At 52.7% G+C, this 26,094-nt stretch carries 26 protein-coding genes and 1 tRNA gene; 20 read left to right on the top strand and 7 right to left on the bottom strand.

Annotated elements, in window-relative coordinates:
- Window positions 1-95: 95 nt before the first annotated feature.
- Genes napF through ccmH form a run of 15 tightly spaced genes read left to right on the top strand, consistent with a single transcriptional unit; the run spans window position 96 to window position 12,235 of the window.
- The gene (gene napF / locus ACU8XX_RS08035) at window positions 96-590 is read left to right on the top strand and encodes a ferredoxin-type protein NapF (protein ID WP_000686723.1); all 495 of its coding nucleotides are present in this window, start codon (window positions 96-98) and stop codon (window positions 588-590) included.
- Window positions 580-843: a chaperone NapD gene (napD, locus tag ACU8XX_RS08040; protein WP_000557378.1), complete on the top strand. Its 264-nt coding sequence runs from the start codon at window positions 580-582 to the stop codon at window positions 841-843. Before napF ends, napD begins: the two co-directional genes overlap by 11 nt.
- On the top strand, window positions 840-3,326 hold the full coding sequence (gene napA / locus ACU8XX_RS08045; protein WP_000778067.1) for a periplasmic nitrate reductase subunit alpha: 2,487 nt from the start codon (window positions 840-842) through the stop codon (window positions 3,324-3,326). Before napD ends, napA begins: the two co-directional genes overlap by 4 nt.
- Before the next feature lie 6 nt (window positions 3,327-3,332).
- Window positions 3,333-4,028, top strand: coding sequence for a ferredoxin-type protein NapG (gene napG, locus ACU8XX_RS08050; protein WP_000091291.1), 696 nt, complete (start codon window positions 3,333-3,335; stop codon window positions 4,026-4,028).
- On the top strand, window positions 4,015-4,878 hold the full coding sequence (gene napH, locus ACU8XX_RS08055) for a quinol dehydrogenase ferredoxin subunit NapH (protein ID WP_000013508.1): 864 nt from the start codon (window positions 4,015-4,017) through the stop codon (window positions 4,876-4,878). The genes napG and napH overlap by 14 nt, the downstream gene beginning before the upstream one ends.
- Window positions 4,875-5,324 carry a nitrate reductase cytochrome c-type subunit gene (napB, locus tag ACU8XX_RS08060; protein WP_000835174.1) on the top strand — a complete coding sequence of 150 codons (450 nt, stop codon included), beginning with the start codon at window positions 4,875-4,877 and terminating at the stop codon, window positions 5,322-5,324. The genes napH and napB overlap by 4 nt, the downstream gene beginning before the upstream one ends.
- A gap of 9 nt (window positions 5,325-5,333) precedes the next feature.
- A complete protein-coding gene (gene napC / locus ACU8XX_RS08065; protein ID WP_000528376.1) occupies window positions 5,334-5,936 on the top strand; it encodes a cytochrome c-type protein NapC in 603 nt (200 codons plus the stop codon).
- 12 nt (window positions 5,937-5,948) lie between these two features.
- On the top strand, window positions 5,949-6,572 hold the full coding sequence (ccmA, locus tag ACU8XX_RS08070) for a cytochrome c biogenesis heme-transporting ATPase CcmA (RefSeq protein WP_000525588.1): 624 nt from the start codon (window positions 5,949-5,951) through the stop codon (window positions 6,570-6,572).
- Window positions 6,569-7,231, top strand: coding sequence for a heme exporter protein CcmB (gene ccmB, locus ACU8XX_RS08075; protein WP_077759925.1), 663 nt, complete (start codon window positions 6,569-6,571; stop codon window positions 7,229-7,231). The genes ccmA and ccmB overlap by 4 nt, the downstream gene beginning before the upstream one ends.
- Window positions 7,232-7,272: 41 nt before the next feature.
- Window positions 7,273-8,010 (top strand): heme exporter protein CcmC, encoded by a 738-nt coding sequence (ccmC, locus tag ACU8XX_RS08080; RefSeq protein WP_001295447.1) that lies wholly within the window; start codon window positions 7,273-7,275, stop codon window positions 8,008-8,010.
- Complete coding sequence (gene ccmD, locus ACU8XX_RS08085; RefSeq protein WP_000186540.1) at window positions 8,007-8,216, top strand: heme exporter protein CcmD; 210 nt, start codon at window positions 8,007-8,009, stop codon at window positions 8,214-8,216. The genes ccmC and ccmD overlap by 4 nt, the downstream gene beginning before the upstream one ends.
- The gene (gene ccmE, locus ACU8XX_RS08090; protein ID WP_001026418.1) at window positions 8,213-8,692 is read left to right on the top strand and encodes a cytochrome c maturation protein CcmE; all 480 of its coding nucleotides are present in this window, start codon (window positions 8,213-8,215) and stop codon (window positions 8,690-8,692) included. Before ccmD ends, ccmE begins: the two co-directional genes overlap by 4 nt.
- Window positions 8,689-10,632: a cytochrome c-type biogenesis heme lyase CcmF gene (ccmF, locus tag ACU8XX_RS08095; RefSeq protein WP_000982457.1), complete on the top strand. Its 1,944-nt coding sequence runs from the start codon at window positions 8,689-8,691 to the stop codon at window positions 10,630-10,632. Before ccmE ends, ccmF begins: the two co-directional genes overlap by 4 nt.
- On the top strand, window positions 10,629-11,186 hold the full coding sequence (gene dsbE, locus ACU8XX_RS08100; RefSeq protein ID WP_000824441.1) for a thiol:disulfide interchange protein DsbE: 558 nt from the start codon (window positions 10,629-10,631) through the stop codon (window positions 11,184-11,186). The genes ccmF and dsbE overlap by 4 nt, the downstream gene beginning before the upstream one ends.
- The gene (ccmH, locus tag ACU8XX_RS08105; protein WP_240765445.1) at window positions 11,183-12,235 is read left to right on the top strand and encodes a cytochrome c-type biogenesis thiol:disulfide oxidoreductase CcmH; all 1,053 of its coding nucleotides are present in this window, start codon (window positions 11,183-11,185) and stop codon (window positions 12,233-12,235) included. The genes dsbE and ccmH overlap by 4 nt, the downstream gene beginning before the upstream one ends.
- A 210-nt stretch (window positions 12,236-12,445) precedes the next feature.
- On the opposite strand, the gene narP is transcribed toward ccmH, so the two are convergent.
- Window positions 12,446-13,093 carry a nitrate/nitrite response regulator protein NarP gene (gene narP, locus ACU8XX_RS08110; RefSeq protein WP_001113637.1) on the bottom strand — a complete coding sequence of 216 codons (648 nt, stop codon included), beginning with the start codon at window positions 13,091-13,093 and terminating at the stop codon, window positions 12,446-12,448.
- 319 nt (window positions 13,094-13,412) lie between these two features.
- On the opposite strand from narP, the gene yejO reads away from it, so the two are divergent.
- Window positions 13,413-16,004, top strand: a complete 2,592-nt coding sequence (gene yejO / locus ACU8XX_RS08115; RefSeq protein ID WP_000554226.1) for an autotransporter YejO — start codon at window positions 13,413-13,415, stop codon at window positions 16,002-16,004.
- A gap of 102 nt (window positions 16,005-16,106) precedes the next feature.
- Here the strand turns inward: yejO and ACU8XX_RS08120 are convergent.
- The 3 genes from ACU8XX_RS08120 to ACU8XX_RS08130 all read right to left on the bottom strand — a co-directional run bounded on the left by ACU8XX_RS08120 (window position 16,107) and on the right by ACU8XX_RS08130 (window position 18,265).
- A tRNA-Pro gene (locus tag ACU8XX_RS08120) sits at window positions 16,107-16,183 on the bottom strand.
- 74 nt (window positions 16,184-16,257) lie between these two features.
- Window positions 16,258-18,018, bottom strand: coding sequence for an LPS biosynthesis-modulating metalloenzyme YejM (gene yejM, locus ACU8XX_RS08125; protein ID WP_000256203.1), 1,761 nt, complete (start codon window positions 18,016-18,018; stop codon window positions 16,258-16,260).
- A 19-nt stretch (window positions 18,019-18,037) separates the two neighbouring features.
- Window positions 18,038-18,265 carry a YejL family protein gene (locus tag ACU8XX_RS08130; protein WP_001135667.1) on the bottom strand — a complete coding sequence of 76 codons (228 nt, stop codon included), beginning with the start codon at window positions 18,263-18,265 and terminating at the stop codon, window positions 18,038-18,040.
- Window positions 18,266-18,446: 181 nt separating this feature from the next.
- Between ACU8XX_RS08130 and yejK the strand changes: the two genes are divergently transcribed.
- On the top strand, window positions 18,447-19,454 hold the full coding sequence (gene yejK / locus ACU8XX_RS08135) for a nucleoid-associated protein YejK (protein ID WP_000050793.1): 1,008 nt from the start codon (window positions 18,447-18,449) through the stop codon (window positions 19,452-19,454).
- Window positions 19,455-19,592: 138 nt separating this feature from the next.
- On the opposite strand, the gene rplY is transcribed toward yejK, so the two are convergent.
- Together rplY and ACU8XX_RS08145 are read right to left on the bottom strand one after the other, a co-directional pair.
- Complete coding sequence (gene rplY / locus ACU8XX_RS08140; protein ID WP_000494183.1) at window positions 19,593-19,877, bottom strand: 50S ribosomal protein L25; 285 nt, start codon at window positions 19,875-19,877, stop codon at window positions 19,593-19,595.
- Window positions 19,878-20,001: 124 nt separating this feature from the next.
- The gene (locus ACU8XX_RS08145) at window positions 20,002-21,762 is read right to left on the bottom strand and encodes a DEAD/DEAH box helicase (protein ID WP_000578061.1); all 1,761 of its coding nucleotides are present in this window, start codon (window positions 21,760-21,762) and stop codon (window positions 20,002-20,004) included.
- A gap of 148 nt (window positions 21,763-21,910) precedes the next feature.
- Between ACU8XX_RS08145 and rsuA the strand changes: the two genes are divergently transcribed.
- The 3 genes from rsuA (at window position 21,911) to ACU8XX_RS08160 (ending at window position 24,501) form a co-directional block, all read left to right on the top strand.
- Window positions 21,911-22,606: a 16S rRNA pseudouridine(516) synthase RsuA gene (gene rsuA, locus ACU8XX_RS08150; protein WP_001234850.1), complete on the top strand. Its 696-nt coding sequence runs from the start codon at window positions 21,911-21,913 to the stop codon at window positions 22,604-22,606.
- Window positions 22,607-22,633: 27 nt separating this feature from the next.
- Entirely contained in the window at window positions 22,634-23,824 is a 1,191-nt protein-coding gene (gene bcr / locus ACU8XX_RS08155; RefSeq protein WP_000213361.1) for a multidrug efflux MFS transporter Bcr, read from the top strand.
- Window positions 23,825-24,156: 332 nt separating this feature from the next.
- Window positions 24,157-24,501, top strand: a complete 345-nt coding sequence (locus tag ACU8XX_RS08160) for a YejG family protein (protein ID WP_000202798.1) — start codon at window positions 24,157-24,159, stop codon at window positions 24,499-24,501.
- 3 nt (window positions 24,502-24,504) lie between these two features.
- Here ACU8XX_RS08160 and yejF read toward each other — a convergent pair whose 3' ends face one another.
- Complete coding sequence (yejF, locus tag ACU8XX_RS08165) at window positions 24,505-26,094, bottom strand: microcin C ABC transporter ATP-binding protein YejF (protein ID WP_000194927.1); 1,590 nt, start codon at window positions 26,092-26,094, stop codon at window positions 24,505-24,507.

The raw sequence follows: 26,094 nt of genomic DNA on the forward strand, positions 1-26,094 counted from the left end.
TTTAATATCTTAGCGGCTATAAAAATGGCTTATTAATTATGCGGTTTATTTGGTCGCTCTCAATTTTCAGAGCGCGTTAATGATGGAAGGTCAATGTGAAGATTGATGCATCCCGTCGGGGCATACTCACTGGTCGCTGGCGCAAAGCCAGTAACGGTATCCGTCCGCCCTGGTCCGGTGATGAATCTCATTTTCTGACCCATTGCACCCGTTGCGACGCCTGTATTAATGCTTGTGAAAACAACATTCTGCAACGCGGCGCGGGCGGCTATCCGAGCGTTAATTTCAAAAATAACGAGTGCAGCTTCTGTTACGCCTGCGCGCAGGCTTGCCCCGAATCGCTATTTTCTCCGCGCCACACCAGAGCCTGGGATTTGCAGTTCACCATTGGGGACGCGTGCCTGGCGTATCAGTCAGTTGAATGCCGCCGCTGTCAGGATAGCTGTGAGCCAATGGCAATTATCTTTCGCCCGACGCTCTCCGGGATCTACCAGCCGCAACTTAATAGCCAACTTTGCAACGGATGTGGAGCATGTGCAGCCAGCTGTCCGGTATCAGCCATAACTGCGGAGTATCTCCATGCACACTAACTGGCAAGTTTGCAGCCTGGTCGTGCAGGCCAAAAGCGAACGAATTTCAGACATCAGCACCCAACTGAACGCCTTTCCCGGCTGTGAAGTTGCTGTCAGCGACGCGCCGAGCGGTCAGTTGATTGTGGTGGTGGAAGCAGAAGACAGCGAAACGCTGATCCAAACCATTGAGTCAGTACGCAACGTAGAGGGCGTGCTGGCGGTGTCGCTGGTTTATCACCAGCAGGAAGAGCAAGGTGAGGAAACACCATGAAACTCAGTCGTCGTAGCTTTATGAAAGCTAACGCCGTTGCGGCCGCTGCGGCGGCTGCCGGTCTCAGCGTGCCGGGCGTTGCCCGCGCCGTTGTTGGTCAGCAGGAAGCCATTAAATGGGATAAAGCGCCGTGCCGTTTCTGCGGTACTGGTTGCGGCGTTCTGGTCGGAACGCAGCAGGGGCGTGTGGTGGCCTGTCAGGGCGACCCGGACGCACCGGTTAACCGTGGCCTGAACTGCATTAAGGGCTATTTCCTGCCCAAGATCATGTACGGTAAAGACCGTTTGACGCAGCCGCTGCTGCGTATGAAAAACGGTAAATATGACAAAGAAGGCGAATTTACCCCAATCACCTGGGATCAGGCCTTCGATGTGATGGAAGAGAAATTCAAAACCGCCCTGAAAGAAAAAGGACCGGAATCGATCGGTATGTTCGGTTCTGGTCAGTGGACTATCTGGGAAGGTTATGCCGCGTCCAAGCTGTTCAAAGCGGGCTTCCGTTCGAACAACATCGACCCGAACGCACGTCACTGTATGGCGTCGGCAGTAGTTGGCTTTATGCGTACCTTTGGTATGGATGAGCCGATGGGCTGCTATGACGACATCGAGCAGGCTGACGCGTTTGTGCTGTGGGGCGCTAACATGGCGGAGATGCACCCGATCCTCTGGTCACGCATCACTAACCGTCGTCTCTCTAACCAGAACGTCACCGTGGCGGTGCTTTCTACCTACCAGCATCGTAGCTTCGAGCTGGCGGATAACGGCATCATCTTTACGCCGCAATCTGACCTGGTGATCCTGAACTACATCGCCAACTATATCATTCAAAACAATGCGATAAATCAGGACTTCTTCAGCAAGCACGTTAACCTGCGCAAAGGGGCGACGGACATCGGCTACGGTTTACGTCCGACCCATCCGCTGGAAAAAGCAGCGAAGAATCCGGGTTCTGACGCCTCCGAACCGATGAGCTTTGAAGATTACAAAGCCTTCGTTGCCGAGTATACGCTGGAAAAAACTGCCGAAATGACCGGCGTGCCGAAAGACCAGTTAGAACAACTGGCGCAGCTGTATGCCGATCCGAACAAGAAAGTCATCTCCTACTGGACGATGGGCTTCAACCAGCATACTCGTGGCGTGTGGGCCAACAACCTGGTCTACAACCTGCACCTGCTGACCGGCAAAATTTCCCAGCCGGGTTGCGGTCCGTTCTCCCTGACCGGGCAGCCTTCCGCGTGTGGTACTGCGCGTGAAGTGGGCACCTTTGCTCACCGTCTGCCTGCGGACATGGTGGTGACTAACGAGAAACATCGTGATATCTGCGAGAAGAAGTGGAATATCCCGAGCGGCACCATTCCGGCGAAAATCGGTCTGCATGCGGTAGCACAAGACCGTGCGCTGAAAGACGGCAAGCTGAATGTTTACTGGACCATGTGTACCAACAACATGCAGGCCGGGCCGAACATCAATGAAGAGCGTATGCCGGGCTGGCGCGATCCGCGCAACTTCATCATCGTCTCCGATCCGTATCCGACAGTCAGTGCGCTGGCCGCCGACTTGATCCTGCCGACCGCAATGTGGGTAGAGAAAGAGGGCGCTTACGGTAACGCCGAACGCCGTACTCAGTTCTGGCGTCAGCAGGTACAGGCACCGGGCGAAGCGAAATCGGATCTCTGGCAGTTAGTTCAGTTCTCCCGCCGCTTCAAAACTGAAGAAGTATGGCCGGAAGAGCTGCTGGCGAAGAAACCGGAACTGCGTGGCAAAACGCTGTACGAAGTTCTGTATGCCACCCCCGAAGTGAGCAAATTCCCGGTATCCGAACTGGCGGAAGATCAGCTGAACGATGAATCCCGCGAGCTGGGCTTCTATCTGCAAAAAGGGCTGTTCGAAGAGTACGCATGGTTTGGTCGCGGTCACGGTCACGATCTGGCACCGTTCGATGACTACCACAAAGCGCGCGGTCTGCGCTGGCCGGTGGTGAACGGTAAAGAAACGCAGTGGCGTTACAGCGAAGGTAACGACCCGTACGTGAAAGCGGGCGAAGGCTACAAGTTCTACGGTAAACCGGATGGCAAAGCGGTGATCTTCGCGCTGCCGTTCGAACCGGCGGCGGAAGCACCGGATGAAGAGTACGACCTGTGGCTCTCTACCGGACGCGTCCTGGAGCACTGGCACACCGGCAGTATGACTCGCCGTGTGCCGGAACTGCACCGCGCCTTCCCGGAAGCGGTCCTGTTTATTCACCCGCTGGATGCGAAAGCGCGCGATCTGCGCCGTGGCGACAAAGTGAAAGTGGTTTCTCGCCGTGGCGAAGTGATCTCGATTGTTGAAACGCGCGGTCGTAACCGTCCGCCACAGGGCCTGGTGTACATGCCGTTCTTCGACGCCGCACAGCTGGTTAACAAACTGACGCTGGATGCGACCGATCCGCTCTCGAAAGAGACGGACTTCAAGAAGTGCGCGGTCAAACTGGAGAAGGTGTAAGCCATTATGTCCCGGTCAGCGAAACCTCAAAATGGTCGCCGCCGCTTTCTGCGCGATGTCGTTCGCACAGCAGGCGGGCTGGCTGCCGTGGGTGTGGCGCTGGGGTTACAACAGCAAACCGCACGCGCATCTGGCGTGCGGTTGCGCCCGCCCGGAGCCATAAACGAGAACGCCTTTGCCAGTGCCTGTGTGCGTTGCGGTCAGTGTGTTCAGGCTTGCCCTTACGACACCTTAAAACTGGCGACGCTGGCTTCTGGCCTGTCGGCGGGCACGCCATATTTTGTCGCACGGGATATTCCTTGCGAAATGTGTGAGGACATTCCGTGCGCCAAAGTGTGCCCAAGCGGTGCGCTGGATCGTGAGATTGAATCGATCGACGACGCGCGGATGGGGCTGGCGGTACTGGTGGACCAGGAAAACTGTCTCAACTTTCAGGGGCTGCGCTGCGATGTTTGTTATCGCGAATGCCCGAAAATTGATGAGGCCATCACCCTGGAGCTGGAGCGCAACACGCGTACCGGTAAGCACGCCCGCTTTCTGCCGACGGTTCACAGCGACGCCTGTACCGGTTGCGGTAAGTGCGAAAAAGTATGCGTGCTGGAACAACCGGCAATCAAGGTGTTACCGCTGTCACTGGCGAAAGGGGAGTTAGGTCACCATTACCGCTTCGGCTGGCTGGAGGGGAACAATGGCAAATCGTAAACGTGACGCCGGGCGCGAGGCGCTGGAGAAAAAAGGCTGGTGGCGCAGTCACCGTTGGCTGGTGTTACGTCGCCTTTGTCAGTTCTTCGTGCTGGGGATGTTTTTGAGCGGTCCGTGGTTTGGTGTGTGGATCTTGCACGGCAACTACAGCAGTAGCCTGTTATTCGACACCGTTCCGCTGACCGATCCGCTGATGACGCTGCAAAGTCTTGCCAGTGGTCATCTGCCTGCCACGGTGGCGTTGACCGGTGCGGTGATTATCACCGTGCTCTACGCCCTGGCAGGAAAGCGATTATTTTGCAGCTGGGTCTGCCCGCTGAACCCGATTACCGACTTAGCAAATTGGTTACGCAGGCGCTTTGACCTCAATCAGTCTGCGACGATCCCTCGCCACATTCGCTACGTGCTGTTGGTGGTCATTCTGCTGGGATCGGCCTTAACCGGCACGCTCATCTGGGAATGGATCAACCCCGTTTCCCTGATGGGGCGTAGCCTGGTAATGGGCTTCGGCAGCGGCGCGCTGCTTATTCTCGCGCTGTTTTTATTTGATCTACTGGTCGTTGAACACGGCTGGTGCGGGCACATTTGTCCGGTTGGCGCGCTGTATGGCGTGCTGGGTAGCAAAGGTGTGATTACCGTTGCGACCACCGATCGGCAGAAATGTAACCGCTGTATGGATTGTTTTCATGTTTGCCCGGAACCGCATGTACTACGTGCCCCGGTGCTGGATGAACAAAGCCCGGTGCAGGTCACCAGCCGCGATTGCATGACGTGCGGTCGCTGCGTGGATGTCTGTTCTGAGGATGTATTTACAATAACTACACGATGGAGTTCGGGAGCGAAATCATGAAAAGCCATGACCTGAAGAAAGCGCTGTGTCAATGGACGGCGATGCTGGCCCTGGTGGTAAGCGGCGCGGTTTGGGCGGCTAATGGCGTCGATTTTAGCCAGTCGCCGGAAGTATCCGGGACGCAGGAAGGGGCCATTCGGATGCCAAAAGAGCAGGATCGGATGCCGCTGAACTATGTGAATCAGCCGCCAATGATCCCGCATAGCGTTGAAGGTTATCAGGTAACGACCAATACCAACCGCTGCTTGCAGTGCCACGGTGTCGAAAGCTATCGCACCACTGGCGCGCCGCGTATCAGTCCTACTCACTTTATGGACAGCGACGGCAAAGTGGGCGCGGAAGTGGCTCCGCGTCGTTATTTCTGTCTGCAATGTCACGTACCGCAGGCCGATACCGCGCCAATCGTGGGGAATACCTTTACCCCATCAAAAGGTTACGGGAAATAAGAGGTTATTATGGGAAATTCTGACCGTAAGCCTGGTCTGATTAAGCGCCTGTGGAAATGGTGGCGTACCCCCAGCCGTCTGGCGCTGGGGACGCTGCTGTTGATCGGTTTTGTTGGCGGCATCGTCTTCTGGGGTGGCTTTAACACCGGGATGGAAAAAGCCAATACCGAAGAGTTCTGCATTAGCTGCCACGAAATGCGCAACACGGTGTATCAGGAATACATGGATTCCGTGCACTACAACAACCGTAGCGGCGTCCGTGCGACCTGTCCGGATTGTCACGTTCCGCACGAGTTTGTGCCGAAGATGATACGCAAGCTCAAAGCAAGTAAAGAGCTGTATGGTAAAATTTTTGGCGTTATTGACACGCCGCAGAAATTTGAAGCTCATCGTCTGACGATGGCACAGAATGAGTGGCGGCGCATGAAGGACAATAACTCGCAGGAGTGCCGTAACTGTCACAACTTCGAGTATATGGATACAACCGCCCAGAAATCGGTTGCCGCGAAGATGCATGACCAGGCGGTGAAAGATGGGCAAACCTGTATTGATTGCCATAAAGGGATAGCGCACAAGCTGCCCGATATGCGTGAAGTCGAGCCAGGTTTTTAACAGGGTTATTGCGTGGGTATGCTTGAAGCCAGAGAGTTACTTTGTGAGCGGGATGAACGAACCTTATTTAGTGGCTTGTCATTTACGCTGAACGCAGGAGAGTGGGTACAAATCACCGGTAGCAACGGCGCGGGGAAGACAACGCTTCTCCGTTTGCTGACGGGGTTGTCTCGCCCTGACGCAGGCGAGGTTCTCTGGCAAGGGCAGCCCTTGCATCAGGTACGCGACAGCTACCATCAAAACCTGTTATGGATAGGCCATCAGCCGGGGATCAAAACCCGGCTGACGGCGTTAGAAAATCTGCACTTTTATCATCGCGATGGCGATACCGCACAATGTCTGGAAGCCCTGGCGCAGGCCGGGCTTGCCGGATTCGAAGATATTCCTGTAAATCAGCTCTCGGCCGGGCAACAACGCCGCGTCGCTTTAGCGCGTCTGTGGCTGACCCGTGCCACGTTATGGATCCTCGACGAGCCTTTTACCGCGATTGACGTTAACGGCGTCGATCGTCTGACCCAGCGTATGGCGCAGCATACGGAGCAGGGGGGGATTGTGATTCTGACTACCCACCAGCCGCTCAACGTTGCTGAAAGTAAAATTCGCCGCATTTCACTGACGCAAACGAGGGCCGTATGATGTTCTGGCGCATTTTCCGTCTTGAGCTGCGCGTAGCGTTTCGCCATAGCGCCGAAATCGCCAACCCGCTGTGGTTCTTCCTGATTGTAATTACCCTTTTTCCGCTCAGTATCGGTCCGGATCCGCAACTGCTGGCGCGTATTGCACCGGGCATTATCTGGGTTGCTGCGCTGCTTTCATCCTTGCTGGCGCTGGAACGATTGTTCCGTGACGATTTGCAGGACGGCAGTCTTGAACAATTGATGTTGTTGCCGTTACCCTTGCCCGCCGTTGTGCTGGCGAAGGTGATGGCGCACTGGATGGTAACCGGTCTGCCGTTACTCATCCTTTCGCCCCTGGTAGCAATGCTACTGGGAATGGATGTTTATGGCTGGCAAGTGATGGCGCTGACGCTGCTGCTGGGAACGCCTACGCTTGGCTTTCTCGGTGCACCGGGCGTGGCGCTGACAGTGGGACTTAAGCGCGGTGGTGTGCTGCTCAGCATACTGGTGTTACCGCTGACTATCCCATTACTCATCTTTGCCACCGCCGCGATGGACGCGGCTTCTATGCATTTGCCCGTTGACGGGTATCTGGCAATTTTAGGCGCGTTGCTGGCAGGCACCGCGACTTTAAGTCCTTTTGCGACGGCGGCAGCGTTACGAATCAGCATTCAATAACGCTGGATTACTGATTTTTGTTCGAGTCTGGTATCGAAACTATGTGGAAAACACTGCATCAACTGGCGATCCCACCACGGCTGTATCAAATCTGTGGCTGGTTTATACCGTGGCTGGCAATTGCCAGTGTGGTCGTGCTTACCGTCGGCTGGATCTGGGGATTCGGCTTTGCTCCGGCTGATTATCAGCAGGGAAATAGCTACCGCATTATCTACCTGCATGTGCCTGCGGCGATCTGGTCGATGGGCATTTATGCATCAATGGCGGTGGCGGCGTTTATTGGCCTTGTCTGGCAGATGAAAATGGCCAACCTGGCGGTGGCGGCGATGGCCCCCATTGGTGCCGTGTTTACCTTTATTGCCCTGGTTACCGGCTCTGCATGGGGAAAACCGATGTGGGGCACCTGGTGGGTATGGGACGCACGCCTGACTTCTGAACTGGTGCTGCTGTTTTTGTATGTGGGTGTGATCGCCCTGTGGCACGCCTTCGACGACCGCCGTCTGGCGGGCCGTGCGGCAGGTATCCTGGTGCTGATTGGCGTGGTGAATCTGCCGATTATTCATTACTCCGTGGAGTGGTGGAACACCCTGCATCAGGGATCAACGCGGATGCAGCAAAGTATCGATCCGGCGATGCGTTCGCCGCTGCGCTGGTCGATTTTTGGCTTCCTGCTGCTGTCTGCCACGCTGACGCTGATGCGGATGCGTAATTTGATTTTGCTGATGGAAAAACGCCGTCCGTGGGTGAGTGAACTGATACTGAAAAGAGGCCGTAAATGACCCCTGCATTTGCTTCCTGGAATGAATTTTTCGCAATGGGCGGTTACGCCTTTTTTGTCTGGCTGGCGGTGGTGATGACCGTTATTCCGCTGGTGGTTTTGGTCGTGCACTCGGTGATGCAACATCGCGCAATTCTGCGTGGCGTGGCGCAACAGCGGGCGCGTGAGGCGCGTTTACGTGCTGCGCAACAGCAGGAGGCTGCATGAATATTCGCCGTAAAAACCGCTTGTGGATTGCCTGTGCCGTGTTGGCAGGGCTGGCGCTGACTATCGGTCTGGTGCTATATGCGCTGCGCTCGAATATCGATCTCTTTTATACGCCGGGGGAAATTCTCTACGGCAAGCGTGAAACTCAGCAAATGCCGGAAGTCGGTCAGCGTCTGCGCGTTGGCGGGATGGTGATGCCGGGTAGTGTGCAGCGCGATCCCAATTCGCTGAAAGTGACCTTCACCATTTACGATGCTGAAGGCTCAGTGGATGTCTCTTACGAAGGCATTTTGCCGGATCTGTTCCGTGAAGGGCAGGGCGTTGTGGTGCAGGGCGAACTAGAAAAAGGCAATCATATCCTCGCGAAAGAAGTGCTGGCGAAACACGATGAAAACTATACGCCGCCAGAAGTTGAGAAAGCGATGGAAGCTAACCACCGTCGCCCGGCGAGTGTTTATAAGGACCCAGCATCATGATGCCAGAAATTGGTAACGGACTGCTGTGCCTGGCGCTGGGAATTGCGCTGCTGCTGTCCGTGTATCCGCTATGGGGCGTGGCGCGCGGAGATGCGCGCATGATGGCGTCTTCCCGCTTGTTTGCCTGGCTGCTGTTTATGTCTGTGGCTGGCGCATTTCTGGTGCTGGTCAATGCTTTCGTGGTCAACGACTTCACCGTCACCTATGTTGCCAGCAACTCCAATACCCAGCTTCCGGTGTGGTATCGCGTGGCGGCTACCTGGGGCGCGCATGAAGGCTCGCTACTGCTGTGGGTGCTGCTGATGAGCGGCTGGACCTTTGCGGTGGCGATTTTTAGTCAGCGTATTCCGCTGGATATTGTGGCCCGTGTACTGGCGATAATGGGGATGGTCAGTGTCGGCTTTTTGCTGTTCATTCTCTTTACCTCTAACCCGTTCTCTCGCACGTTGCCGAACTTCCCGATTGAAGGTCGCGATCTTAACCCGCTATTGCAGGATCCGGGGCTGATCTTCCATCCGCCTCTGCTTTATATGGGGTACGTGGGTTTCTCGGTGGCGTTTGCTTTTGCCATTGCTTCTTTGCTGAGCGGGCGTCTGGACAGCACTTATGCGCGTTTTACTCGTCCGTGGACGCTGGCAGCGTGGATCTTCCTGACGCTCGGCATCGTGCTCGGTTCCGCATGGGCCTATTACGAACTCGGCTGGGGTGGCTGGTGGTTCTGGGATCCGGTAGAAAACGCCTCGTTTATGCCGTGGCTGGTGGGGACTGCGCTGATGCACTCACTGGCGGTCACTGAACAACGCGCCAGCTTCAAAGCGTGGACATTACTGCTGGCAATCAGTGCCTTCTCGTTGTGTCTGTTGGGGACTTTCCTCGTGCGTTCCGGCGTGCTGGTATCGGTACACGCGTTTGCGTCTGATCCGGCGCGCGGTATGTTTATCCTCGCCTTTATGGTGCTGGTGATTGGCGGTTCGCTGCTGCTGTTTGCCGCGCGTGGACACAAAGTTCGCTCACGCGTAAACAATGCGCTGTGGTCGCGGGAATCTTTGCTGTTAGCGAACAACGTTTTGCTGGTCGCCGCGATGCTGGTGGTATTACTGGGGACGCTGCTGCCGCTGGTGCACAAGCAACTGGGACTGGGCAGTATTTCGATTGGCGAACCGTTCTTCAACACCATGTTTACCTGGCTGATGGTGCCGTTTGCGCTACTGCTGGGTGTCGGTCCTCTGGTGCGCTGGGGGCGCGATCGCCCACGTAAAATCCGCAATTTATTGATTATCGCCTTCATCTCTACGCTGGTGCTGTCTCTGCTGTTGCCGTGGCTGTTCGAAAGCAAAGTTGTGGCAATGACGGTGCTCGGCCTGGCAATGGCCTGCTGGATTGCGGTGCTGGCAATTGCGGAAGCTGTGCTGCGTATTTCACGCGGCACGAAAACCACCTTCAGTTATTGGGGGATGGTGGCTGCTCACCTGGGGCTGGCAGTGACAATTGTTGGCATTGCCTTTAGTCAGAACTACAGCGTTGAGCGTGATGTGCGCATGAAGTCCGGCGATAGCGTCGATATTCATGAATATCGCTTCACCTTCCGTGATGTCAAAGAGGTGACTGGCCCGAACTGGCGTGGCGGTGTGGCGACTATCGGCGTAACGCGCGATGGCAAGCCGGAAACGGTGCTGTATGCGGAAAAACGTTATTACAACACTGCCGGGTCGATGATGACCGAAGCGGCAATTGACGGCGGCATCACGCGTGACCTGTACGCGGCCCTCGGTGAAGAGCTGGAAAACGGCGCGTGGGCCGTGCGTCTTTACTACAAACCATTTGTTCGCTGGATTTGGGCGGGCGGGCTGATGATGGCGTTGGGCGGACTGCTGTGTCTGTTTGATCCTCGCTATCGTAAGCGCGTGAGTCCGCAAAAAACTGCGCCGGAGGCCGTATGAAGCGCAAAGTATTGTTAATTCCGTTGATTATCTTCCTGGCGATTGCCGCGGCGCTGCTGTGGCAGCTGGCGCGTAATGCCGAAGGGGATGATCCGACCAATCTGGAATCGGCGCTCATTGGCAAGCCTGTGCCGAAGTTTCGTCTCGAATCACTGGACAATCCGGGGCAGTTTTATCAGGCGGATGTGCTGACTCAGGGCAAACCAGTACTGCTTAACGTCTGGGCGACCTGGTGTCCGACCTGCCGTGCGGAACATCAATATCTGAATCAGCTTTCAGCGCAGGGCATTCGCGTGGTCGGCATGAACTATAAAGACGATCGCCAGAAGGCAATCAGCTGGCTGAAAGAGCTGGGCAATCCTTACGCGCTAAGCCTGTTTGATGGCGACGGCATGTTAGGGCTGGATCTCGGTGTCTATGGCGCGCCAGAAACCTTCCTTATTGACGGCAACGGTATCATTCGCTATCGCCATGCGGGCGATCTCAATCCTCGCGTCTGGGAAGAAGAGATCAAGCCGCTGTGGGAGAAATACAGTATGGAGGCCGCACAATGAGGTTTTTATTGGGCGTGCTGATGCTGATGATCTCCGGCTCAGCACTGGCGACCATCGACGTGTTGCAGTTTAAAGATGAAGCACAGGAACAACAGTTCCGTCAGCTCACTGAAGAACTGCGCTGCCCGAAATGCCAGAACAACAGCATTGCCGATTCCAACTCGATGATTGCCACCGACCTGCGTCAGAAAGTGTATGAACTGATGCAGGAAGGTAAAAGTAAAAAAGAGATTGTCGATTATATGGTGGCGCGTTACGGCAACTTCGTCACTTACGATCCGCCGTTAACGCCGCTGACCGTGCTGCTGTGGGTGCTTCCGGTAGTGGCTATTGGCATTGGCGGTTGGGTCATATACGCCCGCTCGCGGCGTCGGGTACGCGTAGTGCCGGAAGCGTTTCCTGAACAAAGCGTGCAGGAAGGTAAGCGTGCCGGATATATTGTTTATCTGCCGGGTATTGTGGTGGCGTTAATTGTGGCTGGCGTCAGCTACTACCAGACTGGCAATTATCAGCAGGTGAAAATCTGGCAGCAGGCCACGGCACAGGCTCCGGCGTTGCTGGACAGGGCGCTGGATCCGAAAACCGATCCGCTCAACGAAGAAGAGATGTCGCGTCTTGCGCTGGGGATGCGTACTCAACTGCAAAAAAATCCGGGAGATATAGAAGGCTGGATTATGTTGGGCCGCGTTGGCATGGCGCTGGGTAACGCTAGTATCGCCACCGATGCATACGCTACTGCGTATCGCCTCGATCCGAAAAACAGCGATGCCGCACTGGGTTATGCTGAAGCGTTGACACGTTCATCTGATCCCAACGACAACCGCCTCGGTGGTGAACTGCTGCGCCAGTTGGTGAGAAGCGACCCCAGCAATATCCGTGTGTTAAGCATGTATGCGTTTAATGCCTTTGAGCAGCAGCGATTTGGCGAAGCCGTTGCCGCGTGGGAGATGATGTTGAAACTCTTACCTGCCAACGATACTCGCCGTGCGGTGATTGAACGTAGTATCGCGCAGGCGATGCAACATTTGTCGCCGCAGGAGAGTAAATAAAAAGAGGCCCGATGGTGATGCCATCGGGCTAGACTGTTGACAAAGTGCGCTTAGTTTATGCCGGATGCGGCGTGAACGCCTTATCCGGCCTACAAAATTGTGTAAATTCAATAAATTGATCGATCCACGTAGGCCTGATAAGCGTAGCGCATCAGGCAGTTTTGCGTTTGTCATAAATCTCAGCCCGATGATAAATCCATCGGGCTATTTTTATTGTGCCCCGCGTTGTTGCAGGAACAGAATGGTGGCCGCCACGCGTGAGCGGACATTGAGTTTGCGCAGCAGATTGCGAATATGTACTTTTACTGTCTGCTCTGAAATATTCAACACCGAGGCAATCTGTTTATTTGACAGCCCCTGTGCCAGCTCGTGCAGAACATCCAGCTCGCGCTCCGTCAGCACGCTGAAGGGATCTTCTTCCGCGCCAAACATTTCACGTTCACGTAAGTACTGATTGACGCGTTCGCTAAAGACTTTGCTGCCTTTCGCTCCAGCACGAATTGCTTCCAGCAATACTTCCGGGTCGCTGTCTTTCAACAGATAACCGTCTGCGCCTGCGTCTATCAGCGCAAAGACATCGCTGGAGGCATCTGATACGGTCAGGATAATAATTTGCGCGGTAACGCCATCCCTGCGCAAGGCATTGAGGGTATCCAGGCCACTCATACCTTTCATATTGAGATCCAGCAAGATCACGTCGATATCCAGTCTATTCGCCAGATCGATCGCGCTCGCGCCGTCGCCCGCTTCGGCGACCACTTCAAAGCCAGGATCAAGCTCCAGTAACTGACGAACACCGCGTCGCATAAGTGGATGATCATCCACAATCATCACCTGAAAAGGCGTTGCTTCAGGCATAGTAGTCTCCTGAGGTTTTATTAGAATCATTATGTTTGAGCGTAGCGTTGGTAACGCTACCAGGCGCGTGAATGTTACCCCATTTTATGTATGGACATGTAGTGAAAACTACAACCTTGTCGTTCGCTTTGGCATCATTTTCATTATAAAGACGGAATTTTGCATCAGCTTCTCATCAAGAAAAACAACTAAAAAATCAATCACAATACTTGTGCATTTCTTTAAACAGTTTTTAAAAACTGACTCCGGGTATGGAGCTATGGGTATTTTCTGTACCCAATGCTTTTAACTGCAATTAATTTCATAGGATGAAAGCTCAATGCATCAATCTGGTTCTGTTTCTCTTTGTCGTTCCGCAATATCTGTTCTGGTGGCTACAGCGTTATATTCACCCATAGCATTGGCATCAACAGTTGAGTATGGTGAGACAGTTGATGGTGTTGTCCTGGAAAAAGATATCCAGCTGGTTTATGGGACCGCCAATAATACGAAAATCAATCCTGGCGGAGAACAGCATATAAAAGAATTTGGTGTAAGTAATAATACTGAAATTAACGGAGGGTATCAGTACATTGAAATGAATGGCGCCGCAGAATACTCAGTATTAAATGACGGTTATCAAATTGTTCAAATGGGTGGCGCGGCAAACCAGACTACGCTCAATAATGGTGTGCTACAGGTTTATGGCGCAGCGAATGATACCACGATTAAAGGCGGGCGCTTAATCGTTGAAAAAGATGGGGGGGCCGTCTTTGTCGCTATCGAAAAGGGAGGACTACTGGAGGTTAAAGAGGGGGGATTTGCATTTGCGGTAGATCAGAAAGCAGGCGGTGCTATTAAAACAACCACGCGGGCCATGGAGGTATTCGGAACAAACCGTCTCGGTCAGTTCGATATCAAGAATGGTATTGCTAATAATATGTTGTTGGAAAACGGCGGAAGTTTGCGAGTTGAAGAAAATGACTTCGCTTATAATACCACTGTAGATAGTGGCGGCTTACTGGAGGTTATGGATGGCGGGACTGTAACTGGCGTTGATAAAAAAGCAGGCGGAAAATTAATTGTCTCAACGAATGCGCTGGAAGTGAGTGGTCCAAACAGTAAAGGCCAATTTAGTATAAAAGATGGTGTGTCAAAAAATTATGAACTGGATGATGGTTCCGGGCTCATTGTTATGGAGGACACGCAGGCCATTGATACTATCCTTGATAAGCATGCCACTATGCAATCGCTGGGAAAGGATACTGGTACGAAAGTGCAGGCAAATGCGGTATATGATCTCGGTCGATCATATCAGAATGGAAGTATCACGTATTCCTCAAAAGCCATCTCTGAAAATATGGTTATCAACAATGGCCGCGCTAACGTCTGGGCTGGCACAATGGTTAACGTTTCAGTCAGAGGGAATGATGGCATTCTTGAGGTCATGAAGCCGCAAATAAATTATGCACCCGCAATGTTGGTGGGTAAGGTAGTGGTTTCTGAGGGCGCTTCTTTTAGAACGCATGGTGCCGTGGATACCAGCAAAGCGGACGTTTCGCTCGAAAATAGCGTATGGACCATCATTGCCGATATCACTACGACGAACCAAAACACCCTCCTCAACTTAGCCAACCTTGCGATGTCTGACGCAAATGTGATTATGATGGATGAGCCAGTGACTCGTTCATCAGTGACGGCAAGTGCGGAAAATTTCATTACGTTGACCACCAATACCCTGTCGGGAAACGGCAATTTTTATATGCGTACCGATATGGCTAATCATCAGAGCGATCAGCTCAACGTCACCGGTCAGGCAACAGGTGATTTCAAAATATTCGTGACGGACACCGGTGCCAGCCCGGCAGCAGGAGATAGCCTTACACTGGTAACAACGGGCGGCGGTGATGCTGCATTTACGTTGGGCAATGCCGGAGGCGTTGTTGATATCGGTACGTATGAATATACCTTGCTGGATAATGGCAACCATAGCTGGAGTCTGGCAGAGAATCGCGCGCAAATTACCCCTTCAACCACTGATGTGCTGAATATGGCGGCCGCACAACCGCTGGTATTTGATGCAGAACTGGACACCGTGCGTGAGCGTCTTGGTAGCGTAAAAGGCGTTAGTTACGATACGGCGATGTGGAGTTCGGCAATTAACACCCGCAACAACGTGACCACTGATGCGGGAGCTGGTTTTGAGCAAACATTGACGGGCCTGACGCTCGGTATCGATAGCCGTTTCTCCCGTGAAGAAAGCAGTACAATTCGCGGCTTGATCTTTGGTTACTCTCATTCTGATATTGGTTTTGATCGCGGCGGCAAAGGTAATATCGATAGCTATACCCTGGGGGCTTATGCCGGTTGGGAGCATCAGAACGGTGCCTATGTTGATGGGGTGGTGAAAGTTGACCGTTTTGCCAACACCATCCATGGCAAGATGAGTAATGGGGCAACAGCGTTTGGCGATTACAATAGTAACGGCGCGGGTGCTCATGTTGAGAGCGGGTTCCGTTGGGTTGACGGATTGTGGAGTGTTAGACCCTATCTGGCCTTTACCGGCTTTACCACAGATGGTCAGGACTACACGTTATCAAACGGCATGCGCGCGGATGTGGGAAATACCCGGATATTACGCGCTGAAGCGGGAACGGCGGTAAGCTATCACATGGACCTGCAAAACGGTACGACGCTGGAACCCTGGCTGAAAGCGGCCGTGCGTCAGGAATACGCCGATTCTAACCAGGTGAAAGTTAATGACGATGGCAAATTTAATAATGATGTGGCTGGAACCAGTGGCGTTTATCAGGCTGGGATAAGGTCATCGTTTACCCCGACGTTAAGCGGTCATTTGTCAGTCAGCTATGGCAATGGCGCAGGGGTAGAATCGCCGTGGAATACTCAGGCGGGTGTGGTCTGGACGTTCTGATAACAGAAAATAAACAGGCTGTGATGTGTCACGGTCTGTTTATCGAATTAATTGCAGATATAAAAAAACCAACCGTAAGGGTTGGTTTTTTCTTGGGATTTTTGGTCGGCACGAGAGGATTTGAACCTCCGACCCCCGACACCCCATGACGGTGCGCTACCAGGCTGCGCTACGTGCCGACTCGTGGCTGCTAATACTACCGTTTTCCACACCGATTGCAAGTAAGATATTTCGCTAACTGATTTATAATTAATCAGTTAGCGATAAAACGCTTCTCGTCTGTCAGCACTTGCAATAACAAACTTAACTGTGGTTTTTCATCTTTCACTCTTTCACCACGTAAGTTGTAAGTGCGGTATTTACCGTTATTGTTCAGCACCAGCGTCTTTTTCGGGGTGGTAATTGCCAGCGTATCGTTATCCGCTGCGGTAACCCAGTAATGACGGCGTTGAGGGTTGAACAAATCCTGACCTTGCGAATATTCGCTGGCAGGTGTGCTGACATGTAGCAGGCGTTGCATCAGCGTCGTCATCAGATCGGTATGATCCGTCAGAGCATTAATACGCTGCGCCGGCGTGCCTGGCCAGTGAATCACTAATGGTACCTGCAGATGACCGTGGGACCAGTCAAAGGTTTCTTCCTCTTCGCTCAGTGGAATACCCCGACCGGCAGTGATAATCACTACCGTATTGTCCAGTTTGCCAGAATCACGCAGTGCATTGAGCACGCGGTTGATCTGGTCATCGACATTGCCTGCCGCCCGGCTATATTTCCGTGCAAATGCCTGCTGATTGCTGTCGTCAATGTTAGTACCATTGAAAGAAACCCACGAGAACCAGCGGTTATCTTCTTGTGCGTAGCGTCCCAGCCAGTTGATCCACTGCGTGGCGGTCTGCTCGTCGGATTGGGTGCGTACGCTCGGCATCGAGAAATCTGACAACAATGCCTGGCGATACAGCGGGCTGGTAAAGCCATCTGATGAGAATAACCCCAGCTGATAGCCTTGCTGATTAAGCGCAGTAATTAATGCCGCAGGCGTACGGGTCGACAGAATGCCGTCCATATAGCTCGGCGAGATGCCATAGAACAGGCCAAAGATGCCGTTGTCTGTAGTGTTGCCGGAGCTCATATGGCGCGTGAACGAAATATTTTGCTCAGCAAAACCTGCCAGCGCAGGCATCTGCTTCTCGAAGCGTGAGTAGTTCAGGCCATCGACAGTAATCAACAGCACATTCTGCCCGGTGCCCATATCGCGATAGCGCAGTTCGCTTAACGGATACTGAACGGAAACGGCGTCTGGATTACCTTGCTCAATAAGACGGCGTTGATACTCCTGCGCATCAAGCAGACCATGCTTCTCAAGAAAACGTCGCGCCGTCATCGGGTACGAAAGCGGCAGGTTAGCGCGCTGCATGGTGATCGGGCGATAGAAGTTGGCATCGGCCCAGATATACACCACATGCGAGGCGATAAAGGCGATAAATAAGAATGCGGCCAGCGGGCGCGCGAAGCGTCGACGACGCGTCAGGCTGCGCAGCTTTTGCCAGCTCCACGTCGCAAACACCAGTTCAAGCAATAAAATAACCGGCACGCTGATGAACATCAGCTGCCAGTCGCGCGCCATCTCATTTTCGTCTGGGTTGATAACCAGTTGCCAGACGATGGGATTAAGATGGAGATGGAAACGAGTAAAGACTTCGCTATCGATCAGTAATAGCGTCATTCCCGCCGTTGCCAGAATGACGGACAAAAACCTCATCAGCCTCTGGGAGCCGACGATAAAGGTCAGCGGGAAGAGGATCAGCAAGTAGGTGGCGAACACCAGGAAGCTGAAATGGCCGATAATGCTTACGTAGGAATAAATGCGACCAGCAAGCGTTGTCGGCCAGTCGGCGATAAACAGGTAACGGCTGCCAATGACGAGCGAAAGCAGAATATTGAACAGTGCAAACCAGTGCCCCCAACTGACCATCTGGGAGACTTTTTCACGGTAGCGCTGACGATGAGTTACCATAACCTGTTATCTGTTTCCCTTAGTGCGCTTTGTCTTCGTTGATAGAGGACTGTAAGGCGCGGGCAAAAGAGTTGGCAATTGCCTGGCGTTGGGCCGGGGCAATGCTGGTGTTGATAAGGTTAGTGACCATGTTGCCTAACACCATCAGGGAAAGGTCGGTCGGAGCCTTATGTTTTTCCAGTACGTTGAGCAGCTCTGCGAGCAATTGTTCAACCTGTTCATCACTGTAGCGGGAAATTTGTGGCATAAATCGAAATCAGTTAGTTGATGAAAGGGCAACATATTACCGTAGCAACGGTTTTTTTTCTGCTTTTTTATGCGTTAAATCATTCTCGTTACGCTGCCTTCTGTAAAATGACCGCCATCTTTTATTGCGTCGCTTAACCGGCGGTGGTTGAATACCGCCCGGTCTTAAAGGAGAGTTTATCATGAGTCTGGATATCAACCAGATTGCTCTGCACCAGCTTATCAAGCGTGATGAGCAGAACCTTGAGCTGGTGTTGCGCGATTCATTGCTGGAACCGACAGAAACCGTCGTTGAGATGGTGGCAGAACTGCATCGGGTCTATAGCGCCAAAAATAAAGCTTACGGCTTGTTTAGCGAAGAGAGTGAACTGGCGCAGACGCTGCGCTTACAGCGTCAGGGCGAAGAGGACTTCCTGGCATTTAGCCGCGCGGCAACCGGCCGCCTGCGTGACGAATTAGCGAAATATCCTTTTGCTGACGGTGGATTCGTGCTGTTTTGCCACTATCGCTATCTGGCGGTGGAGTATTTGCTGGTGGCAGTTCTGAGCAACCTGAGCAGTATGCGCGTTAACGAAAATCTCGACATCAACCCAACCCATTATCTTGATATCAATCATGCGGATATTGTTGCGCGTATCGATTTAACCGAATGGGAAACCAATCCAGAGTCCACCCGCTATCTCACTTTCCTGAAAGGGCGAGTAGGGCGCAAAGTGGCGGATTTCTTTATGGATTTCCTCGGGGCCAGCGAAGGGTTAAACGCGAAAGCGCAAAACCGTGGGCTGTTGCAAGCGGTTGATGATTTCACTGCCGAAGCACAACTGGATAAAGCAGAGCGACAGAACGTGCGCCAGCAGGTTTATAGCTACTGTAATGAGCAGCTGCAGGCAGGCGAAGAGATCGAACTGAAATCGCTGTCGAAAGAGCTGGCAGGCGTAAGCGAAGTGAGCTTCACGGAGTTTGCGGCTGAAAAAGGCTACGAACTGGAAGAGAGCTTCCCGGCAGACCGTAGCACACTGCGTCAGTTGACGAAGTTTGCCGGTAGCGGCGGTGGCTTGACTATTAACTTTGATGCGATGCTGTTAGGTGAACGCATCTTCTGGGATCCAGCAACCGATACCTTGACCATTAAAGGCACGCCGCCGAATTTGCGCGACCAATTGCAGCGCCGGACGTCTGGCGGCAATTAATCGGTTTTGTGTTCTGAATGCCAGATGCGGCGTGAACGCCTTATCTGGCCTGCAAAAAATAGCAATACCGTAATCAGGCATAATCTGCAGATACAAAAAACCCCGCCGGAGCGGGGTTTTTTACAACTTATTCAGCAATTAAGCGCGAACGAAGTCGATGTGCTGCAGCTTCGGTTTGTACGGGTGACGCTGTACGTCCTGAGCTTTAACTTTGATTTCTTTACCGTCAACAACGATGGTCAGAACTTCGCTGTAGAATTCAGCTTTAGCTTGCATGTTCATGACTTTGTCGTGATCCAGCTCGATAGCCAGCGGCGCTTCTTTGCCACCGTAGATGATTGCCGGGAACTTGTTAGCGGCACGCAGGCGGCGGCTCGCACCCTTACCCTGCTCTTTACGTACTTCTGCGTTGATAGTAAACATTTCTTTCTCTCTTAAATTAATCCTGCTACAGGCGACCCAGCAACAGGTAAGTGATCTGCTTTGCGTATGCAAAAGCGGGCGAGATTCTATACTCAATCGCCTTATACATCAATCAAAACTACCATTAACCGCGTAATTCGTGCGCCAGACGAAAACGACCTTCGTAATCGAACACTTTTTCACGCACCTGCCAGTACTGGCCTTTCATGCGGGCGACGACAAAATCCGGGTGTCGCAATAAGGCTTGCTGGGCGAGGATATCGGCGGCGGTGATCCAGCGCAGCGGGATGCCCGGTGTGCGCGTATGCGGGCGGATAAAAAGCTGCTCGAAGGCGGTACGCTGGGCAGGTGTTTGCAGACGGAAACGCTCACTCACATCCGCGCCGTCTTCATCGTAATAGGTGATTTTCAACCATTCGCCTTTCTCGTCGTGCCCATGTTGCAAAGACATGCCGCTACAGCGTAATACCAGCGCGTCTTTCAGTCGTAGCGCCGCTTTTAACATATCGTCCGGATCAACCAGTACGGTGTCACATTCGCGGCAGCGGCGGGCGGCAATATCGTTTTCCGCGTTACATTGCGGGCAATTTTTAAAACGGAAACGGAAGTCACATTGTTCGCGATGACCGTCGTCATCTTCAAACCATCCCTGACAGCGACGACCAAAGTGTTCAATCAATGTCCCGTCGGCGGTCGTTTTCCCCCAAAAGGTGTTGGCAAAACCGCAGGCAGGGCAGAAAACCTGTACCGGAACGTTGTCACTTTTGCCTTTTGGTGTACCAACTTCCGGCGCGTAGAGATCGTGAGGATTACCCGCATAATCAAGAATTAAGCAATCAGTCTTGCCCGGAGCGAGACGCAGACCGCGCCCGACAATTTGTTGGTAAAGACTCACTGATTCGGTAGGGCGCAGAATGGCGATAAGATCGACGTGCGGGGCGTCAAATCCGGTGGTCAGTACCGCGACGTTGACCAGATAGCGAAAACGCTGGGCTTTAAAATTTTCAATTAACACATCGCGCTCAGCGCCGGGGGTGTCGCCAGTAATCAGTGCTGCATCTTCGGCAGGCAGTAATCCCACAATCTCTTTTGCGTGTTCAACCGTCGCGGCAAAAATCATCACCCCTTTGCGCGTTGCAGCAAACTCCATAATCTGGCTGATGATGTGCGGGGTAATACGTTGTTGTTTTTTCAGCTCACGGTTGAGATCGGCTTCGCTGAACAGCCCGTTACTCTGTGCCTGCAAGCGGCTGAAATCGTATTGCACTACTGGCATATCCAGTCGTTCTGGCGGCGTCAGATAGCCGTGTTTAATCATATAACGCAGCGGCAGCTCATAAATGCAGTCACGGAAAAGGGCTTTCTCATCGCCGCGTACCATGCCGTGATAATGAAACTGGTAGATCCAGCCTTTGCCCAATCGAAAAGGCGTGGCAGTCAGCCCCAGCAGGCGTAAGTGGGGATTCACTTTTGTCAGGTGAGTGAGGATTTGCTGATACTGGCTCTCTTCATCGTCACCAATACGGTGACATTCATCGACAATCAACAGCGAAAATTCACCCTGAAAGGCATCAAGATTACGGGCGACAGACTGCACGCTGCCAAATACCACTTTACCGTGGCTCTCTTTGCGCTTTAGCCCGGCGGCAAAAATATCGGCTTCCAGCCCCAGCGCCTGATACTTTGCATGGTTTTGCGCCACCAGTTCTTTAACGTGTGCCAGCACCAGCACGCGACCACGAGCCAGCCGTGCCAGTTCCGCTATCACCAGGCTTTTACCTGCGCCGGTGGGCAGCACGATAACGGCAGGGGTTTTATGACGACGAAAATGGTTGAGCGTGGCATCCACGGCTTCTTGCTGATATGGGCGAAGTGTAAAAATCATGGTCTCGCGTAGGTAGATTATTCTGCTAATAGTATGCCATGGATCTTTTTCCCTTGAGGGATGTTATTAGACCGCTATACTGGGCAGACAACAGTTCAGATTTTCGGGTCAATGCCCGACCTCCGTTTTTACAGGCAAAATCACACACATGCGACTTGATAAATTTATCGCACAGCAACTCGGCGTTAGCCGTGCTATTGCCGGGCGTGAAATCCGCGGCAATCGTGTCACCGTCGATGGCGAAATCGTCCGTAATGCAGCGTTCAAACTGCTTCCTGAACATGATGTCGCTTACGATGGCAACCCGCTGGCGCAGCAACACGGTCCACGTTACTTCATGCTCAATAAGCCTCAGGGCTATGTTTGCTCCACGGACGACCCTGATCACCCAACGGTGCTCTATTTTCTTGATGAACCGGTAGCGTGGAAACTGCATGCGGCGGGGCGGTTGGATATTGATACCACCGGTCTGGTGCTGATGACTGATGATGGTCAGTGGTCGCACCGCATTACTTCTCCGCGCCATCATTGCGAGAAGACCTATCTGGTGACACTGGAATCACCTGTAGCTGACGATACGGCAGAGCAATTTGCTAAAGGCGTGCAGCTGCATAACGAAAAAGATCTCACTAAGCCTGCGGTGCTGGAAGTGATTACCCCAACGCAGGTTCGTCTGACCATCAGCGAAGGGCGTTATCATCAGGTGAAACGCATGTTCGCCGCCGTGGGTAACCACGTGGTTGAGCTGCATCGTGAACGTATTGGCGGTATTACGCTGGATGCTGATTTAGCCCCCGGTGAATATCGTCCGTTAACTGAAGAAGAAATTGCCAGCGTCGTCTAACTTTTCAATGACTTTCAGGAGCCCGTTGTGACCACCCGACAGCATTCGTCGTTTGCTATTGTTTTTATCCTTGGCCTGCTGGCCATGTTGATGCCGCTGTCGATTGATATGTATCTGCCCGCGCTACCGGTAATTTCAGCGCAGTTTGGCGTACCGGCGGGCAGTACGCAGATGACCCTCAGTACTTATATTCTGGGCTTTGCGTTGGGGCAGTTAATCTACGGGCCGATGGCAGACAGCTTCGGGCGTAAGCCGGTGGTGCTCGGCGGTACGCTGGTGTTTGCCGCCGCCGCGGTGGCGTGTGCGTTGGCAAACACCATCGATCAGCTGATTGTGATGCGTTTCTTCCACGGGCTGGCTGCGGCTGCGGCCAGCGTGGTCATTAACGCCCTGATGCGCGATATTTACCCGAAAGAAGAGTTCTCGCGGATGATGTCGTTTGTCATGCTGGTGACAACCATTGCACCGCTGATGGCACCGATAGTTGGCGGCTGGGTGCTGGTGTGGCTGAGCTGGCATTACATCTTCTGGATCCTGGCATTAGCGGCGATTCTGGCTTCGGCAATGATTTTCTTCCTGATTAAAGAAACCTTACCACCGGAGCGTCGTCAGCCATTTCACATTCGTACCACTATTGGTAACTTTGCGGCGCTGTTCCGCCATAAACGTGTCCTGAGCTACATGCTTGCCAGTGGTTTCAGCTTTGCCGGGATGTTCTCATTCTTAAGCGCCGGACCGTTTGTTTATATTGAAATTAACCACGTCGCGCCGGAAAACTTTGGTTATTACTTTGCGCTAAACATTGTTTTTCTGTTCGTGATGACCATCTTTAACAGCCGCTTCGTCCGCCGCATTGGCGCGTTAAATATGTTCCGCTCGGGGTTGTGGATACAATTTATTATGGCAGCGTGGATGGTCATCAGTGCGCTGCTGGGGCTGGGATTTTGGTCGCTGGTGGTTGGCGTTGCGGCGTTTGTGGGCTGCGTGTCGATGGTGTCATCCAATGCGATGGCGGTCATTCTTGATGAGTTTCCCCATATGGCGGGAACGGCATCTTCGCTGGCAGGAACCTTCCGTTTTGGCATAGGGGCAATTGTTGGCGCATTGCTTTCTCTTGCGACCTTTAACTCTGCATGGCCGATGATTTGGTCAATTGCATTCTGCGCAACCAGCTCCATTCTCTTCTGTCTGTACGCCAGTCGGCCGAAAAAACGGTGATCTATTGCACAACGAGGAAGCTAAAAGGCTTCCTTTGTTGATGCATGTCAACCACAAATCTATCATTCCCCCGATATATGTTTATTTTATGTAAAATCAATTTATGTAAAAAGTCACATCATTGTAGTTAAAAAGGTTGAGTTAGATCGCAGAAACGGGTACATATAGCCCCGCAAACGTGACCACGCCCGCAGATATTACTTAAATCAGAGCCATAGAGGCCACGCAGGCGAGGCATCAATCTTTACGATCTGTATAAAGACGGATTGTTGATGATGTGTTAAAATTGATGTAAACAAATTGTGAAGTGAATGTGCTTCCGGGGAAAATAAGTGACTTCATTACAACTCTCAATCGTCCATCGACTGCCGCAGAACTATCGCTGGTCTGCTGGTTTCGCAGGTTCGAAGGTTGAACCGATTCCGCAAAATGGACCGTGCGGTGACAACAGCCTGGTGGCGCTTAAATTGCTTAGCCCGGATGGTGATAATGCATGGTCGGTGATGTATAAACTAAGCCAGGCGTTAAGCGACATCGAAGTTCCATGTTCGGTGCTGGAGTGTGAAGGTGAGCCGTGCCTGTTTGTAAATCGCCAGGACGAGTTTGCTGCAACATGCCGATTGAAAAATTTTGGTGTGGCAATTGCCGAACCCTTTTCAAACTACAATCCTTTTTAAGCGTCAGCTCAACGCCAGTAGCTGACGCGTATACTCCTGCTGCGGTGTGGCAAACACGCGCGCGCACGGTCCTTGTTCCACTACTTCCCCTTGTCGCAGTATGATAACCTGATGACATAACGCGCGGACAACGTGCAAATCGTGGCTGATAAACAAATAGGCCAGTTGATGCTTTTGTTGCAATGATTTCAATAGCGTCAATATTTGCGCCTGTACCGTTTTGTCGAGTGATGATGTCGGTTCATCAAGTATGATCAGCGAGGGCTTAAGAATTAATGCCCTGGCAATCGCAATACGTTGTCGCTGACCACCAGAGAACTCCGCCGGATAACGGTGGCGTGTTTCAGGATCTAATCCCACTTCATGCATCACGGCTATCACTTGTTGTTCGCGTTGTGCGGCAGAAAGCGTCGGCTGGTGAACCCGTAAGCCTTCCTCAATAATCTGCAAAACGTTGAGTCGTGGGTTGAGCGAGGAGTTTGGATCCTGAAATACCACCTGAATGCGATGACGAATAGGTAACAGCTGGCGGCGATTTAAATTTTGCAGTGGCTGACCGTCAAAGATGATGCTGCCCTGAGAATTAATCAGTCGCAGCAGCGCCAGTCCCGTCGTACTTTTCCCGGAACCGGACTCGCCCACTAAACCCAGTGTTTCACCCGCTCGTAGCGTAAAACTGATGTTTTTCACCACCACATTATGATCCACAATGCGCTTCAAAATCCCTTTGCGAATGGGGAAGGCAACCTGAAGCTGTTCAACATCCAGCAACGTTGAGGCAGGTTCTGGCAACGGCACTGGATCGCCTGACGGTTCACTGTTGAGTAGCTTTTGTGTGTAAGGATGAGTGGGTGATGCAAATAGCGTAGCGGCGTAATTTTGCTCGACACAGCGACCGTTTTGCATTACCGCCACGCGGTGGGCCAGTTTTCTGACAATGCTGAGGTTATGAGTAATAAACAGCATGCCCATATTCAGCTCGCCTTGCAGTTCGCGCAACAGCTGTAAAATCTGCGCCTGGACAGAGACGTCCAGTGCGGTGGTCGGTTCATCGGCAATTAATAATTCCGGTCGCGTTAACAGCGCCATCGCAATCATCACCCGCTGCCGTTCGCCGCCGGAGAGCTGATGCGGATAATCTGTCAGCCGTTTTGCCGCCTGGCGGATACCAACGCGATCAAGGCAGTTAAGAATTTCGCCACGAGCCGCTTCCCGACGCATCCCGCGGTGGAGTGAAAGCACTTCATAAAGCTGTTTTTCCAGGGTATGCAATGGATTTAACGACACCATCGGTTCCTGAAAAATCATGGCGATCTTATTACCGCGTACACCGCGCAACGTTTGATCGCTGGCGTGAAGCAGCGATTCGCCATGAAAACGAATATCGCCGGAGAGATATTCAACCGGCGGGGAAGGGAGCAGGCGTAAAATTGACAGCGCGGTAACGCTTTTGCCTGAACCTGACTCACCCACCAGCGCCAGCGTTTCGCCAGCCTCAATCTGTAGTGAAACATCATTGACTACTGTACGTACGGTTTGCTGATGGCGAAAACCCACCGACAAATTTTCAATCGCTAACAGAGTTTGCGTCAT

The sequence above is a fragment of the Escherichia sp. MAL-1 genome, assembly GCF_052948035.1.

Excerpts from the sequence above, each read along its gene's own strand:
- napD (WP_000557378.1), top strand. The coding sequence starts at position 580 with ATGCACACTAACTGGCAAGTTTGCAGCCTGGTCGTGCAGGCCAAAAGC.
- napA (WP_000778067.1), top strand. The coding sequence starts at position 840 with ATGAAACTCAGTCGTCGTAGCTTTATGAAAGCTAACGCCGTTGCGGCC.
- napG (WP_000091291.1), top strand. The coding sequence starts at position 3,333 with ATGTCCCGGTCAGCGAAACCTCAAAATGGTCGCCGCCGCTTTCTGCGC.
- napH (WP_000013508.1), top strand. The coding sequence starts at position 4,015 with ATGGCAAATCGTAAACGTGACGCCGGGCGCGAGGCGCTGGAGAAAAAA.
- napB (WP_000835174.1), top strand. The coding sequence starts at position 4,875 with ATGAAAAGCCATGACCTGAAGAAAGCGCTGTGTCAATGGACGGCGATG.
- napC (WP_000528376.1), top strand. The coding sequence starts at position 5,334 with ATGGGAAATTCTGACCGTAAGCCTGGTCTGATTAAGCGCCTGTGGAAA.
- ccmB (WP_077759925.1), top strand. The coding sequence starts at position 6,569 with ATGATGTTCTGGCGCATTTTCCGTCTTGAGCTGCGCGTAGCGTTTCGC.
- ccmC (WP_001295447.1), top strand. The coding sequence starts at position 7,273 with ATGTGGAAAACACTGCATCAACTGGCGATCCCACCACGGCTGTATCAA.
- ccmD (WP_000186540.1), top strand. The coding sequence starts at position 8,007 with ATGACCCCTGCATTTGCTTCCTGGAATGAATTTTTCGCAATGGGCGGT.
- ccmE (WP_001026418.1), top strand. The coding sequence starts at position 8,213 with ATGAATATTCGCCGTAAAAACCGCTTGTGGATTGCCTGTGCCGTGTTG.
- ccmF (WP_000982457.1), top strand. The coding sequence starts at position 8,689 with ATGATGCCAGAAATTGGTAACGGACTGCTGTGCCTGGCGCTGGGAATT.
- dsbE (WP_000824441.1), top strand. The coding sequence starts at position 10,629 with ATGAAGCGCAAAGTATTGTTAATTCCGTTGATTATCTTCCTGGCGATT.
- ccmH (WP_240765445.1), top strand. The coding sequence starts at position 11,183 with ATGAGGTTTTTATTGGGCGTGCTGATGCTGATGATCTCCGGCTCAGCA.
- narP (WP_001113637.1), bottom strand. The coding sequence starts at position 13,093 with ATGCCTGAAGCAACGCCTTTTCAGGTGATGATTGTGGATGATCATCCA.
- yejO (WP_000554226.1), top strand. The coding sequence starts at position 13,413 with ATGCATCAATCTGGTTCTGTTTCTCTTTGTCGTTCCGCAATATCTGTT.
- yejM (WP_000256203.1), bottom strand. The coding sequence starts at position 18,018 with ATGGTAACTCATCGTCAGCGCTACCGTGAAAAAGTCTCCCAGATGGTC.
- ACU8XX_RS08130 (WP_001135667.1), bottom strand. The coding sequence starts at position 18,265 with ATGCCACAAATTTCCCGCTACAGTGATGAACAGGTTGAACAATTGCTC.
- yejK (WP_000050793.1), top strand. The coding sequence starts at position 18,447 with ATGAGTCTGGATATCAACCAGATTGCTCTGCACCAGCTTATCAAGCGT.
- rplY (WP_000494183.1), bottom strand. The coding sequence starts at position 19,877 with ATGTTTACTATCAACGCAGAAGTACGTAAAGAGCAGGGTAAGGGTGCG.
- ACU8XX_RS08145 (WP_000578061.1), bottom strand. The coding sequence starts at position 21,762 with ATGATTTTTACACTTCGCCCATATCAGCAAGAAGCCGTGGATGCCACG.
- rsuA (WP_001234850.1), top strand. The coding sequence starts at position 21,911 with ATGCGACTTGATAAATTTATCGCACAGCAACTCGGCGTTAGCCGTGCT.
- yejF (WP_000194927.1), bottom strand. The coding sequence starts at position 26,094 with ATGACGCAAACTCTGTTAGCGATTGAAAATTTGTCGGTGGGTTTTCGC.